The organism is Mesorhizobium sp. 131-3-5 (assembly GCF_016756575.1).
Taxonomy (GTDB): Bacteria; Pseudomonadota; Alphaproteobacteria; order Rhizobiales; family Rhizobiaceae; genus Mesorhizobium; species Mesorhizobium jarvisii.
Window position 1 is genome coordinate 1,957,525 of sequence record NZ_AP023254.1, and the last position, 12,303, is coordinate 1,969,827.

The 12,303-nt window shown below is 63.2% G+C and carries 14 protein-coding genes; 7 read left to right on the forward strand and 7 right to left on the reverse strand.

Annotated elements, in window-relative coordinates; translation table 11 throughout:
- Positions 1–34: 34 nt before the first annotated feature.
- Together JG747_RS09525 and sppA are read right to left on the reverse strand one after the other, a co-directional pair.
- The gene (locus JG747_RS09525) at positions 35–319 is read right to left on the reverse strand and encodes an integration host factor subunit beta (RefSeq protein WP_006200394.1); all 285 of its coding nucleotides are present in this window, start codon (positions 317–319) and stop codon (positions 35–37) included.
- A gap of 80 nt (positions 320–399) precedes the next feature.
- Complete coding sequence (gene sppA / locus JG747_RS09530; protein ID WP_020629041.1) at positions 400–1,356, reverse strand: signal peptide peptidase SppA; 957 nt, start codon at positions 1,354–1,356, stop codon at positions 400–402.
- Between the two features lie 358 nt (positions 1,357–1,714).
- Here sppA and lptC point away from each other — a divergent pair, with 358 nt between their 5' ends.
- The 6 genes from lptC to ptsN all read left to right on the forward strand — a co-directional run bounded on the left by lptC (position 1,715) and on the right by ptsN (position 6,982).
- Positions 1,715–2,428, forward strand: a complete 714-nt coding sequence (gene lptC, locus JG747_RS09535; RefSeq protein ID WP_019861199.1) for an LPS export ABC transporter periplasmic protein LptC — start codon at positions 1,715–1,717, stop codon at positions 2,426–2,428.
- Positions 2,415–3,011 carry an LptA/OstA family protein gene (locus tag JG747_RS09540; RefSeq protein ID WP_019861198.1) on the forward strand — a complete coding sequence of 199 codons (597 nt, stop codon included), beginning with the start codon at positions 2,415–2,417 and terminating at the stop codon, positions 3,009–3,011. Before lptC ends, JG747_RS09540 begins: the two co-directional genes overlap by 14 nt.
- Entirely contained in the window at positions 3,011–3,829 is an 819-nt protein-coding gene (gene lptB / locus JG747_RS09545) for an LPS export ABC transporter ATP-binding protein (protein WP_019861197.1), read from the forward strand. The genes JG747_RS09540 and lptB overlap by 1 nt, the downstream gene beginning before the upstream one ends.
- Before the next feature lie 251 nt (positions 3,830–4,080).
- On the forward strand, positions 4,081–5,607 hold the full coding sequence (rpoN, locus tag JG747_RS09550) for an RNA polymerase factor sigma-54 (protein ID WP_202361661.1): 1,527 nt from the start codon (positions 4,081–4,083) through the stop codon (positions 5,605–5,607).
- A 266-nt stretch (positions 5,608–5,873) separates the two neighbouring features.
- Positions 5,874–6,458, forward strand: coding sequence for a ribosome hibernation-promoting factor, HPF/YfiA family (hpf, locus tag JG747_RS09555; protein ID WP_019861195.1), 585 nt, complete (start codon positions 5,874–5,876; stop codon positions 6,456–6,458).
- Positions 6,459–6,517: 59 nt separating this feature from the next.
- Positions 6,518–6,982, forward strand: coding sequence for a PTS IIA-like nitrogen regulatory protein PtsN (ptsN, locus tag JG747_RS09560; protein WP_019861194.1), 465 nt, complete (start codon positions 6,518–6,520; stop codon positions 6,980–6,982).
- 71 nt (positions 6,983–7,053) lie between these two features.
- On the opposite strand, the gene JG747_RS09565 is transcribed toward ptsN, so the two are convergent.
- Both JG747_RS09565 and JG747_RS09570 read right to left on the reverse strand, forming a co-directional pair.
- The gene (locus JG747_RS09565) at positions 7,054–7,311 is read right to left on the reverse strand and encodes a BQ00720 family protein (RefSeq protein ID WP_032920755.1); all 258 of its coding nucleotides are present in this window, start codon (positions 7,309–7,311) and stop codon (positions 7,054–7,056) included.
- 64 nt (positions 7,312–7,375) lie between these two features.
- The gene (locus JG747_RS09570; RefSeq protein WP_013893014.1) at positions 7,376–7,801 is read right to left on the reverse strand and encodes an Hsp20 family protein; all 426 of its coding nucleotides are present in this window, start codon (positions 7,799–7,801) and stop codon (positions 7,376–7,378) included.
- 256 nt (positions 7,802–8,057) lie between these two features.
- On the opposite strand from JG747_RS09570, the gene JG747_RS09575 reads away from it, so the two are divergent.
- Entirely contained in the window at positions 8,058–8,999 is a 942-nt protein-coding gene (locus JG747_RS09575; RefSeq protein ID WP_069093140.1) for a nucleoside hydrolase, read from the forward strand.
- Between the two features lie 183 nt (positions 9,000–9,182).
- Here the strand turns inward: JG747_RS09575 and JG747_RS09580 are convergent, their stop codons facing one another.
- The 3 genes from JG747_RS09580 to JG747_RS09590 form a co-directional block, all read right to left on the reverse strand.
- Complete coding sequence (locus tag JG747_RS09580) at positions 9,183–9,797, reverse strand: LysE family translocator (RefSeq protein WP_019861191.1); 615 nt, start codon at positions 9,795–9,797, stop codon at positions 9,183–9,185.
- 107 nt (positions 9,798–9,904) lie between these two features.
- Positions 9,905–11,350 carry an amidase gene (locus tag JG747_RS09585; RefSeq protein ID WP_202361662.1) on the reverse strand — a complete coding sequence of 482 codons (1,446 nt, stop codon included), beginning with the start codon at positions 11,348–11,350 and terminating at the stop codon, positions 9,905–9,907.
- Position 11,351: 1 nt separating this feature from the next.
- The gene (locus JG747_RS09590) at positions 11,352–12,257 is read right to left on the reverse strand and encodes a ribokinase (RefSeq protein WP_027047399.1); all 906 of its coding nucleotides are present in this window, start codon (positions 12,255–12,257) and stop codon (positions 11,352–11,354) included.
- Positions 12,258–12,303: the final 46 nt, after the last annotated feature.

Below are 12,303 nucleotides of genomic sequence, written 5' to 3' on the forward strand. Positions count from 1 at the left end.
TGTTTTCCGTCGGCAGCTGGCGCTGTAGCCGCGCCTACTTGCCGCCGTTCAGCCTTTCGCGCAGTTCCTTGCCGGTCTTGAAGAACGGCACCCACTTCTCCTCGACCTCGACGGATTCGCCTGTGCGCGGGTTGCGGCCGGTGCGGGCGGGGCGGTTTTTCACCGAAAAGGCACCGAATCCGCGCAACTCGACCCGGTTGCCTTCAGCGAGAGCGTCGGTGATCTCGTCGAAGATCGCGCCGACGATGTTTTCGACGTCGCGCAGGAAAAGATGCGGATTGCGCGTGGCAATAATCTGCACAAGTTCGGACTTGATCATCAGACGGGTCCCCGTGAAAGCAGTTCGGTCAAAATTATGAGGATGATTTTATTGGCTTTTTCAGCTGTTCCAAACGGCGCTCAAGGGTGCCAGACAGAAACGAGGCCGTCAAGAAACAAGCGGTCGGCGCCAAGTTCGTGGATGACATCACTGCTGTAGTCCGGCAGGCCGAGTGCGCTGCCGAGCATTTTCACCATGGCTTTTGACCACAGGAAGCTGCCGCGCCGCTCCGTGTCCTTCCATTCGACCACCTTGAGCTTGGCGTCAACGCCCTTGGTCGCCAGCCAGTCGATCGCCTCGGTTTCGCCGCCGACGGCGTCGATCAGCCCGTTGGCGACACCCTGGCGGCCGGTGAAGATCGATCCGTCGGCAAGCGCCAGCGCCTGTTCGTGGGTCATCTTGCGGCGTTCGGCGACGATGCCGACAAACCAGTCGTAGCTGTCGAGGATGAGCTTGCGGACCATGGCGCGCTCGTCGTCATTGGTCGGCTTGAAAGGAGAGGGCGAAGCCTTGAGCGGCGAGGATTTCACTTCCTCCAGCTTGATGCCGAGCTTGTCCATCAGGCCGCTGACGTCGGGATACTGGATCAGCACGCCGATCGAACCGACGATCGAGGTCTTGCGGGCGACAATGTGGTCGGCCGCGCTTGCGATCATATAGCCCGCCGATGCGGCGAGCGTGCCGACTTCGGCCACAACCGGCTTGTCGGCTGCCACCTTGCGCACTTCCTCGTAGATCGATTCACCGCCGACGGTGGTGCCGCCGGGTGAATCGATCGCCAGGATCACGCCCTTCACCTTCGACGACTTGCGGATGTCTTCCAGACGCTTGATCAGTTCCTCGTCCTCGGTGATCGTGCCTTCGATCCTGACCTTGGCGATATGGTCGACAGCCGAGCCGCCGAGATCGTCGCGATAGAACCAGGCCGACAGCGCGATCACTCCGAGGGCGACGATGCCGATGGCCGCAACACGCCAGAATGTCAGCTTGCGCCGCAAACGGCGGCGGTCGATCAGGTCGTCGGCTCTCAATGCCATGGTCAGCCTCACAGTCGGCGGGAAGAGACGCTTTTAGACCATGATGTCTTCATCGGGAAGCAGTTCCGTCTTGCCTATGGCGCGGCAATCCGCCCGCGGTGACTCCAACACTGTCCTTTTTGTGACTGGCCTGTGCAAGGGGCGCGAGGTAAAGGGGAGGAGCAGCGGTGATGAAAAAAGGCGCAGGCGCGCCCATTTCTGCTATGAAGTACCGGCTGTTGTGCCGACCTCGTTTTCGTTTGTACAACTACAGTTGTCACATTTTTGCGGTTTTCGTGGGCTTGTGCTTGCTTGAGAGTGCCGGCCCCCCACCTATAGGCGGTGTTCCTTGGCGGGCAGGGTCTAGAAGAAAGCAGTCATGTTAGCGCGATCGAATGAATCGACCAGCCCCGAGACGGCGTTGGCTCCCCCGGCGGATGGCTGGACGCGGGGCGACGCGTTCGACCGCGCCCAGCGTCATTCGCGCCGCGTGCGCGTGCTCAAATTTGCCGTGCCCCTGGCCGCGGCGCTGATCGCCGTCGCCTTCCCGATCTATTCCTATCTGGCCGCCCCCGTCTCGGTCGCGGTGCAGTCGGAAGGTGCGGCCTTTTCCAATGGCAAGCTGGTGATGGCCAATCCCAAGCTCAACGGTTTCACCAAGCAGAAGCAGCCCTATTCGATGACAGCCCTGCGGGCGATCCAGGATGTCAATACGCAAGGCATCATCGAGCTCGAAGGCATAGACGCCAAGGTGCCGGTCGGGCCGGACAATGTCGCTGCCATCAAAGCCTCGCACGGTATCTACGATCGCGACGGCAATACGATGAAAATGACCAGCGACGTCATGATCACCACGACAGACGGCATGCAAGCCAAGTTCAAATCGGTCTTCCTCGACATGGGCAAAGGCACTATGAAGACGGACGACCCCGTCGACGTCAGCAGTGGCGGGTCGCAGATCACAGCGGATTCCCTGTCGGTCCAGGACAATGGCAAGATCCTGGTGTTCGAGAAGAGGGTGCGCGTCAACATCGATCCCGCCAGCGTGAAGGCGGCTGAGGCAAAGGGCGAAGAATCGAATGTGGCACAATAGTTCGACACGGCTTGCGGCCGCAACTTCGGCGCTGCTTCTGCTGGGCCTTGTGCCGTCGCTGGCGCAGTCGGGTGCCAGCAGCCAGTCCGGGCTCAAATTGTCCGGCGACAAGCCAATCCAGATCGAAAGCGACAAGCTGGAGGTGCGGCAGGCCGAGAACGTCGCCGTGTTCACCGGCAACGTCACCGTCGTCCAGGGGCCAACCCTGCTCAAGGCCGGCAAGATGACGGTCTATTATGTCAAGGATCCCAACGCGGCCGCCAAGGGCACCGAAGCGGCGGGTGCCGCAATGACCGGCTCCGCCAACATCGATCACCTCGAAGTCAGCAGCAAGGTCTACATCAAGTCGGATGATCAGGTTGCGACGGGCGACAATGGCACCTTCGACATGAAGACGCAGGTGCTGGTCCTGTCCGGCAAGGAAGTGGTGCTGTCGCAAGGCCCCAACGTGCTCAAGGGCTGCAAGCTGACCGTGCAAATGAAGACTGGCCTAGCCAACGTCGACGGTTGCGGGGGACGTGTCATCATGTCGATGACGCCGCCGAAATCGGATGCGCCAAAGGCGGGAGCGACGAACCCCTGATGGCCAGCCTGTCATCGCTGACGGCGCGTCTTCCGGGACGCGCCGCAGCCAAGGTTTCGGCTCCGGCCACGATCACCGTCGACAAGGCGAAGTTCAAGGGAACCTTGATCGCCAAGGGCCTGACCAAGAGCTACAAGGGCCGCAAGGTGGTCAGCGGGGTCACGCTCGGCGTGCGCGCCGGCGAGGCCGTCGGGCTGCTCGGCCCCAACGGCGCCGGCAAGACGACCTGTTTCTACATGGTCACCGGCCTCGTGCCGGTGGATGAAGGCACGATCGAGATCGACGGCTTCGACGTCACCTCGATGCCGATGTATCGTCGCGCCCGCCTCGGCATCGGCTATCTGCCGCAGGAGGCGTCGATCTTCCGCGGCCTCAACGTCGAGCAGAATATCCGCGCCGTGCTCGAAGTGGTCGAAAAGGACCGCAAGGTGCGCGAGCGCAATCTCGACGAACTGCTCGAGGAATTCCACATCAGCCATCTGCGCAAGGCGCCATCCATGTCGCTCTCCGGCGGCGAGCGGCGGCGCCTGGAAATCGCACGCGCGCTGGCGACACGCCCGGCCTACATGCTGCTCGACGAGCCCTTTGCCGGCATCGATCCGATCGCCGTCGCCGATATCCAGCAGCTGGTGCGCCATTTGACGGCGCGCGGCATCGGCGTCCTCATCACCGACCACAATGTGCGCGAGACGCTCGGGTTGATCGACCGTGCCTACATCATCCATGCCGGCCAGGTGCTGACCCATGGCCGTGCCGACGAGGTGGTGGCGAACCCGGATGTGCGGCGGCTTTACCTCGGCGAGGGCTTTACGCTCTGACCTTTTTCTCATGCAATTCCGGGCGGACCATCGTTTCCGGAAATTTGCCTTAGGCGTGAATTTGTTTCCTGACACGATTTTTTGCGTGCCGCGGGCTGATTTTTCGCGATTTTGCTCCGAGATAACGCTCCGGTAAGCGGCTTTTGCTAGGCTTTGCCTTGACAAGCAAAAGCCGGGCCAGTTTCTATGGCCGGCTGCCGAATTCATTTCGGGAGGCGCGGACGCGTAGAGGAGGCGTTTGAAACCGAACCATGGCGTTGGCGGCGAAACTACAGCTCAGACAGTCCCAGTCGCTGGTGATGACGCCGCAGCTGATGCAGTCGATTCGGCTGCTGCAGTTCACCCATGTCGAGCTTGAGCACTTCATCGACGAGGAGATCGAGCGCAACCCGCTTCTGGAGCGCGCCGAGCCGCAGGATGACGCCGCGAGCGACCAGATGCAGAAGATCGAGGCCGAGCCGCAAGCGGCCGCCGAGGGCGACTGGTTCGAGAACGAGGCTGGGTGGAGCGCCGAGGCGATCTCGGAAAAACTCGATACGTCGCTGGAGAACCTGTTTCCTGACGATCCCGGCACCAGCGAGCGGCTCGGACCCGACCTGACGGCGCAATGGAAATCGGCTTCCGGCAATGGCGGCGGCTCTTCATCCGAGGGGCTCGACGCCGGCGATATGGCGGCGAGCGCCATCACCTTGCGCGACCATGTCGGCGAGCAGATCGCCCTCGCCTTCGTCGATCCCGCGGCGCGGCTGATCGCAGGCGAACTCGCCGATGGCCTCGACGAGACCGGCTATGTCAGGGCCGATCTCGAGGAGATCGCCATGCGTCTGGGCACCGATGCAGCGAGCGTGGCCAAGGTGCTGGCGGTGTGCCAGAGTTTCGAACCGACCGGCCTGTTCGCCCGCGACCTTGCCGAATGTGTTTCGCTACAGCTTGCGGCGCGCGACCGTCTCGACCCGGCGATGAAGGCCCTGGTCGCCAATCTCGAGCTTTTGGCGCGGCGTGATTTCCAGACGCTGAAGCGGATCTGCGGCGTCGACGAGGAGGATCTGCTCGACATGCTGGCCGAAATCCGGGCACTCGATCCGCGCCCGGGCATGGCGTTTTCGGGTGGCGCCAGCGACGCCATCGTCGCCGATGTCGAGGTGCGCGCCGCCAATGACGGCAGCTGGACCGTCGAACTCAACGCCGAAACGCTGCCGCGCGTGCTGGTCGACCATATCTATTTCGCCCAGGTGTCGCCGCATGCGAAGAACCAGGCGGAAAAGGATTTCCTGGCCGAATGCCTGCAGAACGCCAACTGGCTGACGCGCAGCCTCGACCAGCGGGCAAAGACGATCCTCAAAGTGGCCTCGGAAATCGTGCGCCAGCAGGATGCGTTCCTGGTCCACGGCGTGCGCCAGCTGAAGCCGCTCAATTTGCGCACGGTGGCCGACGCCATCGGCATGCACGAATCGACCGTCAGCCGCGTCACCGCCAACAAATACATGCTGACCCCGCGCGGCGTGTTCGAACTGCGCTATTTCTTCACCGCCTCGATCGCCGCATCGGGCGGCGGCGACGCGCATTCCTCGGAAGCGGTGCGTGACCGCATCAAGCAGATGATCGACGAGGAGAAACCCGTCGATGTCCTTTCGGATGACGCGATCGTCGACATGCTCAAGGAGAGCGGCGTCGATATTGCCCGGCGCACGGTCGCCAAGTATCGGGAAGGCATGAATATTCCGTCGTCGGTGCAGCGCCGGCGCGAGAAGCGGGCGCTCGCCAGCGCCGGGCGTTAGGCGCCTACGATTTTCCACAGCTTTCGAGCTTCATTGACAAGCCGCGGGGAAGTGGCTAGAAGCCCGCCCGCATGAGACGGGCCCGATGCCCGCTAGCGGATGGTCCGTCACGACAATGGCCTCGGGACGGTCAAAAAGGCGGCTTGTGATCAACCGGAAAGTTCGGATTTAAATCGGCGCGAGTGACGCCGCAAAGCTTGTGCGCACGGATCACGAGTATAAACTCGGGCCAGTTTGAAGCCTGAGCAAGGAAGGTCAGTTTTCAGATGAATCTGCGCATATCGGGAAAACACATGGATATCGGCGATGCGTTCCGCACACGCATCAACGATCGTGTCGGCGAAGCGATCGGCAAATATTTCGATCGCGGCTTTGCGGGGCACGTCACCGTCATCAAATCGGGCTCGCGCTATTCGGCGGATTGCATGATCCGGCTGGATTCCGGCGCCTCGCTGCAGGCCACGGGCGATGCCCAGGATCCGACGCTGGCCTTCGAGGCCGCGGCCGATCGGCTGGAGACCCGGCTTCGGCGCTACAAGCGCCGTCTCAAATCGCACAATTCGGGCAACGCCAATGGCGAACTGACCGACATCGCCTATACGGTGATGGCGCCGCTCGCCGATGACGACGAGGAGATCCCGGAGGATTTCGCGCCGGCCATCGTCGCCGAATCAACCATGACGCTGAAGACCATGTCTGTGGCCTCCGCGGTCATCGAGCTCGATACCAAGGACAGTCCGGTGTTCGTTTTCCGCAACGCCGGAACCGATCATCTCAATATCGTCTATCGCCGGCCCGACGGAAACATTGGCTGGATCGACCCGTCCACGACCAAGGTCGCACAGGGATAAAAGCCAGCCGCACGAGGGGTGGGGACTGGCCACGGCAGGCGAACAAGGGATTTTCAAGCATGGATCTGAGCGATCTTATCAGCGTTCCGGCGATTTTGCCGGCGTTGAAGGCGAACTCCAAGAAGCAGCTTCTGCAATTGCTTTCCGAACGGGCGGCGGCGATTTCGGGTATTCCGGAGAGGGAAGTGTTCGACACCATCCTGCAGCGTGAGCGGCTGGGCTCGACGGGCGTCGGCAATGGCATCGCCATTCCGCACGGCAAGCTCGCCGGCGTGAAGCGCATCGCCGGTGTTTTCGCCCGGCTGGAAACGCCGGTCGATTTTGAGTCGCTGGACGACCAGCCTGTCGATCTGGTGTTTCTGCTGCTGGCGCCGGAAGGGGCGGGCGCCGATCATCTGAAGGCCTTGTCGCGCATCGCACGCGTGCTGCGCGACGCCGACACGGTGGCCAAGATCAGGGGGACGCGCGATGCCGCGGCGATCCACGCGCTGTTGTCGGACACGCAGGCCTCGCACGCCGCCTGAATCTGGATTTTGAAAAAGGCTGCCAAGGGCCGCCGCGAGCGGCCCTTTTCGTTTCAGCCAACCGGTCGCTCTTAGTGGATGGCGACGGTGGTCAGGTCGTTTTCCATGGCGCCGGCCAGTGCGCGGTCACGCGCGTCGGAAAGCAGGATCGGCTGGCCATTGGCGGCAAACAGCGCCCATAGTTCCAGGCCGGGCGCAATTTCGCCGATGTTGGGGAAGCGGCCGAGCAATTCATCGCTCGAGACCTTGCGCAGATAAGCGACCGAGCCTTCGCCGAGATGGGCGAATTCACCGCTGGTCATGGTGATATTCTCGTCAGTTCTGGTCATTTCAAGCCTCCTTGGCGCGAGGACGCCGCTCAAGGCCATCCCGCATGAGAGCCATCGGTGAAGATCAGTCTTTCACCGATATATTTATTTTCCGTACCAGCCGTTCGGATTCCGGCCGATCGAGGTCGATCGACAAAAGGCCGTTCTTCAGCTCCGCCGCGATCACGCGCATGCCGTCGGCCAGCACGAAACAGCGCTGGAACTGGCGCGCGGCTATGCCGCGATGAAGGAATTCGCGCTCGGTGTCGTCGGTCTGACGGCCGCGCACGACCAGCTGGTTTTCCTCCGTTGTCACATCGAGATCGCTTTCGGCGAAACCGGCGACGGCGAGCGTTATGCGCAGCCTTTCGGCCTTGCCGTCGGCACCGCTGAGGCGCTCGATGTTGTAGGGAGGGTAGCTGTCACCGGACTTCGCCAGACGCTCCAAGGTCTTTTCCATGGCGTCGAAACCAAGGAGAAGCGGGCTGGAGAAAGGCGTCATTCGGCTCATGTTACACTGTCCTCTCAAGAGCGACATAAACTGGAAAAACCCGGATGGCATTTTTCCCGATGGCCTTGATATGGTCCGCCCCGCGACCAAGTTCAAGCCATCACAAGACCCGCCCAAAAAGACCAAGCCTTGGACTCACAGGAATAATCGACATGGCGCTTGAAACGACGCGCGGATGCAAAGAGAAGCGCTGCGGTCGTCCTTCAGGCGTGCGATCGATCCGGTGAGCTCACGGCCCCCCAAACAAGGAATTGAAATGCCCCAACCCTGCAAGATCATCATCGACACCGATCCCGGCCAGGACGATGCCGTCGCCATTCTCTTGGCGCTCGGCAGCAGCGAACTGGAGATTGTCGGCATCACCGCCGTTGCCGGCAACGTGCCGCTGAAGCTTACCGAGAAAAATGCCCGCAAGATCTGCGAACTGGCCGGCCGCCCGGAGGTCAAGGTCTATGCCGGCGCCATCCGTCCCCTGGCGCGCACACTGGTCACCGCCGAGGAAGTGCATGGCAAGACCGGCCTCAACGGGCCACAACTGCCCGAGCCGACGATGAAATTGCAGGAGCAGTATGCCGTCGATTTCATCGTCGAGACGCTGATGAAGGAAGAGAGCGGCACCATCACGCTCTGCCCGCTCGGGCCGTTGACCAACATCGCGCTGGCGCTGATCCGCGAACCGCGGATCGCGCCGCGCATCAAGGAAATCGTGCTGATGGGCGGCGGCTTCTTCGAGGGCGGCAACGTCACGCCCGCGGCCGAATTCAACATCTATGTCGATCCGCAGGCCGCCGATCTGGTGTTCAAGTCCGGCATCCCGATCGTGATGATGCCGCTCGACGTCACCCATAAGGCGCTGACCACCACCAAGCGCACGCAGGCTTTCCGCGCGCTCGGCACCAAGGTCGGCATCGCGACCGCCGAGATGCTGGAATTCTTCGAGCGCTATGACGAGGGCAAATACGGCACCGACGGCGGCCCGCTGCACGACCCGTGTGTCATCGCCTATCTTTTGAAGCCGGAGCTGTTCAAGGGCCGCAACTGTAACGTCAGCGTGGAGACCGCCTCGGAACTGACCATGGGCATGACGGTGATCGACTGGTGGGGCGTCACCAAGCGGGAAAAGAACGCCATGGTGATGCGCGACATAGACCATGACGGCTTCTTCGCGCTGCTGGTCGAGCGGCTGGGGCGGCTTTAAAAAAGCTCCCTTCTCCCCGTTCACGGGGAGAAGGTCCCGGCAGGGGGGTCAGGGGCGGCGCAGACGTTGATATTTTACCCGCAGCCTCGGCGCTGCCCTCACCCGATCAGTACGCGACCACCATACCGGGGCGAGCCGCCTGTCTCGCCCGTCCCCCGTGATCGGGGCGAGGGAAGGGAGTTTCTACTTCGACCTCGAAAAAGCCAGCCACAGGCCGCCGCCGACCAGAAAACTGCCGCTGATCCTAGACATGAGCTTGATGCGGCTGGCCGACAGCAGGCGCCCGGCGCGGCCGGCGGCGAGTGCGTAGGTCGAATCCGACATGGCGGCGAAGATCATGGCGGTCAGGCCCATGACGATGATCTGCAGCGAGTAGTTGCCTTGCGGCGCGATGAACTGCGGAAAGAAGGCGCCGAAGAACACCAGCGTCTTGGGATTGCTCAGCGCCACCAGCAGGCCTTGCAGGAAGAAGCCGCCGCGCGGCTTTCTCGCCGTTCCGTCGGCGTTCAGCGTGCCCTTGGAGCGGAACATCTGCACGCCCATCCAAATCAGATAGGCGGCGCCGATCAGCCTGACCCATTCGAACCAGTGGCCCATGCCCGCGATCAGCGTGTTGAGGCCGATGCCGACGATGGCGATCATGATGGCAAGTCCGGCCTGCGTGCCGGCGACATTGGCGAGACCGGCGCGGGTTCCATGACGGATGCTGTTGGCGATGATCAGCGTGACCGTCGGTCCCGGCACCAGGATGATGACGATGCAGGCGAGAACATAGGCGGCGTAGAGTTCCAGCGACATGGATTTTTCCCTCGGAGTGCCGCCGACGCGGCGCGACTGGGACAATCAATGCATGGCCGCAGCCTCCACGCAAGACGTCCGAGAAGCACGTCGCCGTCGTATGCGCGTCAGGCGCCGGCAGGCCAAGGCAGTGTCGCCTCATAGGCGGCCGCCGCCCTCAGCACAGCGAGATCGCCACGCGGCCGGCCTATCAGCTGCATGCCCATTGGCCGACCCTTGTCGTCGAAGCCGACCGGCACGTTGACCCCCGGGCAGCCGCCAAGCGTGGCGAAGGCTGAAACCTGCATCCAGCGGTGATAGCTGTCCATCGGCCGTCCCGCGACCTCACTGGGCCAGTGCATGCCGACGTCGAAGGGGAAGACCTGCGCGGTGGGCAGGGCGATGAGGTCGAATCGGTCGAAGATCGACAGCAGCATCCGATGCCAGGAGGTGCGCACGACCGAGGCCGCGCGGATCTGCGGCGCCGTCAGCCGCATGGCGTTCTCGACTTCCCATATGGCTTCCGGCTTCAGCAAGCCTCGTCTGGATGGATCGTCATAGTGGACCTTGAGGGCGCAACCGCTGCTGGCCTGGCGCAGCGTCACGAAGGCCTGCCAGAGCGCCTCGAAGTCGAAATCCGGCAGCAAGGGCTCCGCTGGGAAGGATGCATCCGCGAACCGGCCGAGAGCCGCCTCGCACAGATCGAGAATGCCCGCCTCGATCGGCAGATGGCCGCCGAGGTCGCCGAACCAGGCGACGCGGCCGCCGGTCGAGGGCGGTGCAAGCCCTTCGAGGAACGAACCCGGTTTCTCATAAGACAGGGGCGCCTGCGGATGGTAGCCCGCCTGCACGTCGAGCAGCAGCGCCATGTCGGCGACGTTGCGGCCCATCGGGCCTTCGACACCCATCTGCGCGTGGAAGACCTCAAGATCGGGTCCGGCGGGAACAAGCCCTTGCGACGGCCGGAAACCGTAGACATTGTTCCAGCCTGCCGGATTGCGCAGCGAGCCGCCGAAGTCGCTGCCATCGGCGACGGGCACCATGTCGAGCGCCAGCGCCACCGCCGCGCCGCCGCTCGAGCCGCCGGCGGTGAGCGCGGGATCGAAGGCGTTCAGCGTCGGCCCGAAGACATTGTTGTAGGTGTTGGAGCCGAGCCCGAATTCGGGGACATTGGTCTTGCCGATGATGATGGCGCCGGCGTTGCGGATGCGCTCGACGAAGAAATCGTCTTCCTGCGGCACGAAATCGGCGAAGATCGGCGAGCCGAAGGAGGTTCTGAGGCCAGTCGTCGAGGCGAGGTCCTTGATGGCGATCGGCAGGCCGAAGAGTGTCCCGGTTTCGCTCGCCTGCCTGGCATCGGCTGCATCGGCCTCGCGCAGGATATCGCCGCGATCGCGCAACGATACGATGGCGTTGACCTGCGGGTTAACCGCTTCGATGCGGTCGAGGAAGGCCGTCACCACCTCGCGTACGGACAGTTTCTTGCGACGGATGGCGCCGGCAAGCTCGATAGCGGACAGGCGGCAGATATCGCCGGCCGGCGGCACAGCGTGTTTCGTCTCAGGGCGCATCATTTCAGCTGACGTCCTGCAAGGCTTGATCGACATCCCTGGCCAGCGGGATCGACGGCTGGGCGCCGGGCTTGAGACATGCGAGCGAGCCCGCCGCACCGGCTCGCGCCAGCGCCTTGTCGAGCGCAAGGCCGGACGACAGGCCGGCAGCGAAGTAGCCGCAGAAGGTGTCGCCGGCGGCGACTGTGTCGACAGGCGTGATCTTCATGGCCGCAACGGTGAGGAAATCGCTCGGCGTCGCCGCCATGACGCCATCGCCGCCGAGGGTGACGACGATGGTGCGGCCGGTTTTCGCGGCAAAGTCGCGCATGCGTGCCGCACGGTCGCGGCCGTTCAGCGCCAGCGCCTCGCCATAGAGGTCGAACTCGGTCTCGTTTGCGACGGCATAATCGGCCTTGCCGAGGAAAGCCGCCGCGTCGCCCTGGAAAGGAGCGGTGTTGAGCACGGTGATGGCGCCGGCGGCCCGTGCCTGTTCGAGTGCCGCATCGACGGTCGCCAGCGGGATCTCGTGCTGGAGCAGCACGACATCGCCCTTTTTCAGGAAGGCCTTGGAGAGGTCGCCGGGCACCACCGAAGCATTGGCGCCGGGAACCACGGCGATGATGTTCTCGCCATCGGCACCGACCATGATCAGTGCCGTTCCGGTCGAGGCAAAGGTTTCGCCCACGCCCGACAGGTCGACCATGGCCTCGCGCAGCAATGCCAGCGCCTCGCCGGCGAAACTGTCCTTGCCGACGGCGCCGACCATGCGCACCGGGACACCGGCGCGCGCGGCGGCAAGCGCCTGGTTGGCGCCCTTGCCGCCGGGCGCCGTGGCGAAACCGGAACCGCTCACCGTTTCGCCGGGGCTCGGCAAGCGGTCGACTTTGGCGATAAGGTCGAGATTGATCGAGCCGATGACGACTATCAAGAAAGTGCCTCCCTGCCAGCGCTGGCCGGAAATCAGGATCGACTTT

Bases quoted from the DNA above. Each gene is read 5' to 3' on its own strand.
- JG747_RS09575 (WP_069093140.1), top strand. From the start codon at position 8,058: ATGCCCCAACCCTGCAAGATCATCATCGACACCGATCCCGGCCAGGAC.
- JG747_RS09570 (WP_013893014.1), bottom strand. From the start codon at position 7,801: ATGAGCCGAATGACGCCTTTCTCCAGCCCGCTTCTCCTTGGTTTCGAC.
- lptC (WP_019861199.1), top strand. From the start codon at position 1,715: ATGTTAGCGCGATCGAATGAATCGACCAGCCCCGAGACGGCGTTGGCT.
- JG747_RS09580 (WP_019861191.1), bottom strand. From the start codon at position 9,797: ATGTCGCTGGAACTCTACGCCGCCTATGTTCTCGCCTGCATCGTCATC.
- JG747_RS09540 (WP_019861198.1), top strand. From the start codon at position 2,415: ATGTGGCACAATAGTTCGACACGGCTTGCGGCCGCAACTTCGGCGCTG.
- JG747_RS09565 (WP_032920755.1), bottom strand. From the start codon at position 7,311: ATGACCAGAACTGACGAGAATATCACCATGACCAGCGGTGAATTCGCC.
- sppA (WP_020629041.1), bottom strand. From the start codon at position 1,356: ATGGCATTGAGAGCCGACGACCTGATCGACCGCCGCCGTTTGCGGCGC.
- JG747_RS09525 (WP_006200394.1), bottom strand. From the start codon at position 319: ATGATCAAGTCCGAACTTGTGCAGATTATTGCCACGCGCAATCCGCAT.
- lptB (WP_019861197.1), top strand. From the start codon at position 3,011: ATGGCCAGCCTGTCATCGCTGACGGCGCGTCTTCCGGGACGCGCCGCA.
- JG747_RS09585 (WP_202361662.1), bottom strand. From the start codon at position 11,350: ATGATGCGCCCTGAGACGAAACACGCTGTGCCGCCGGCCGGCGATATC.
- hpf (WP_019861195.1), top strand. From the start codon at position 5,874: ATGAATCTGCGCATATCGGGAAAACACATGGATATCGGCGATGCGTTC.
- rpoN (WP_202361661.1), top strand. From the start codon at position 4,081: ATGGCGTTGGCGGCGAAACTACAGCTCAGACAGTCCCAGTCGCTGGTG.
- ptsN (WP_019861194.1), top strand. From the start codon at position 6,518: ATGGATCTGAGCGATCTTATCAGCGTTCCGGCGATTTTGCCGGCGTTG.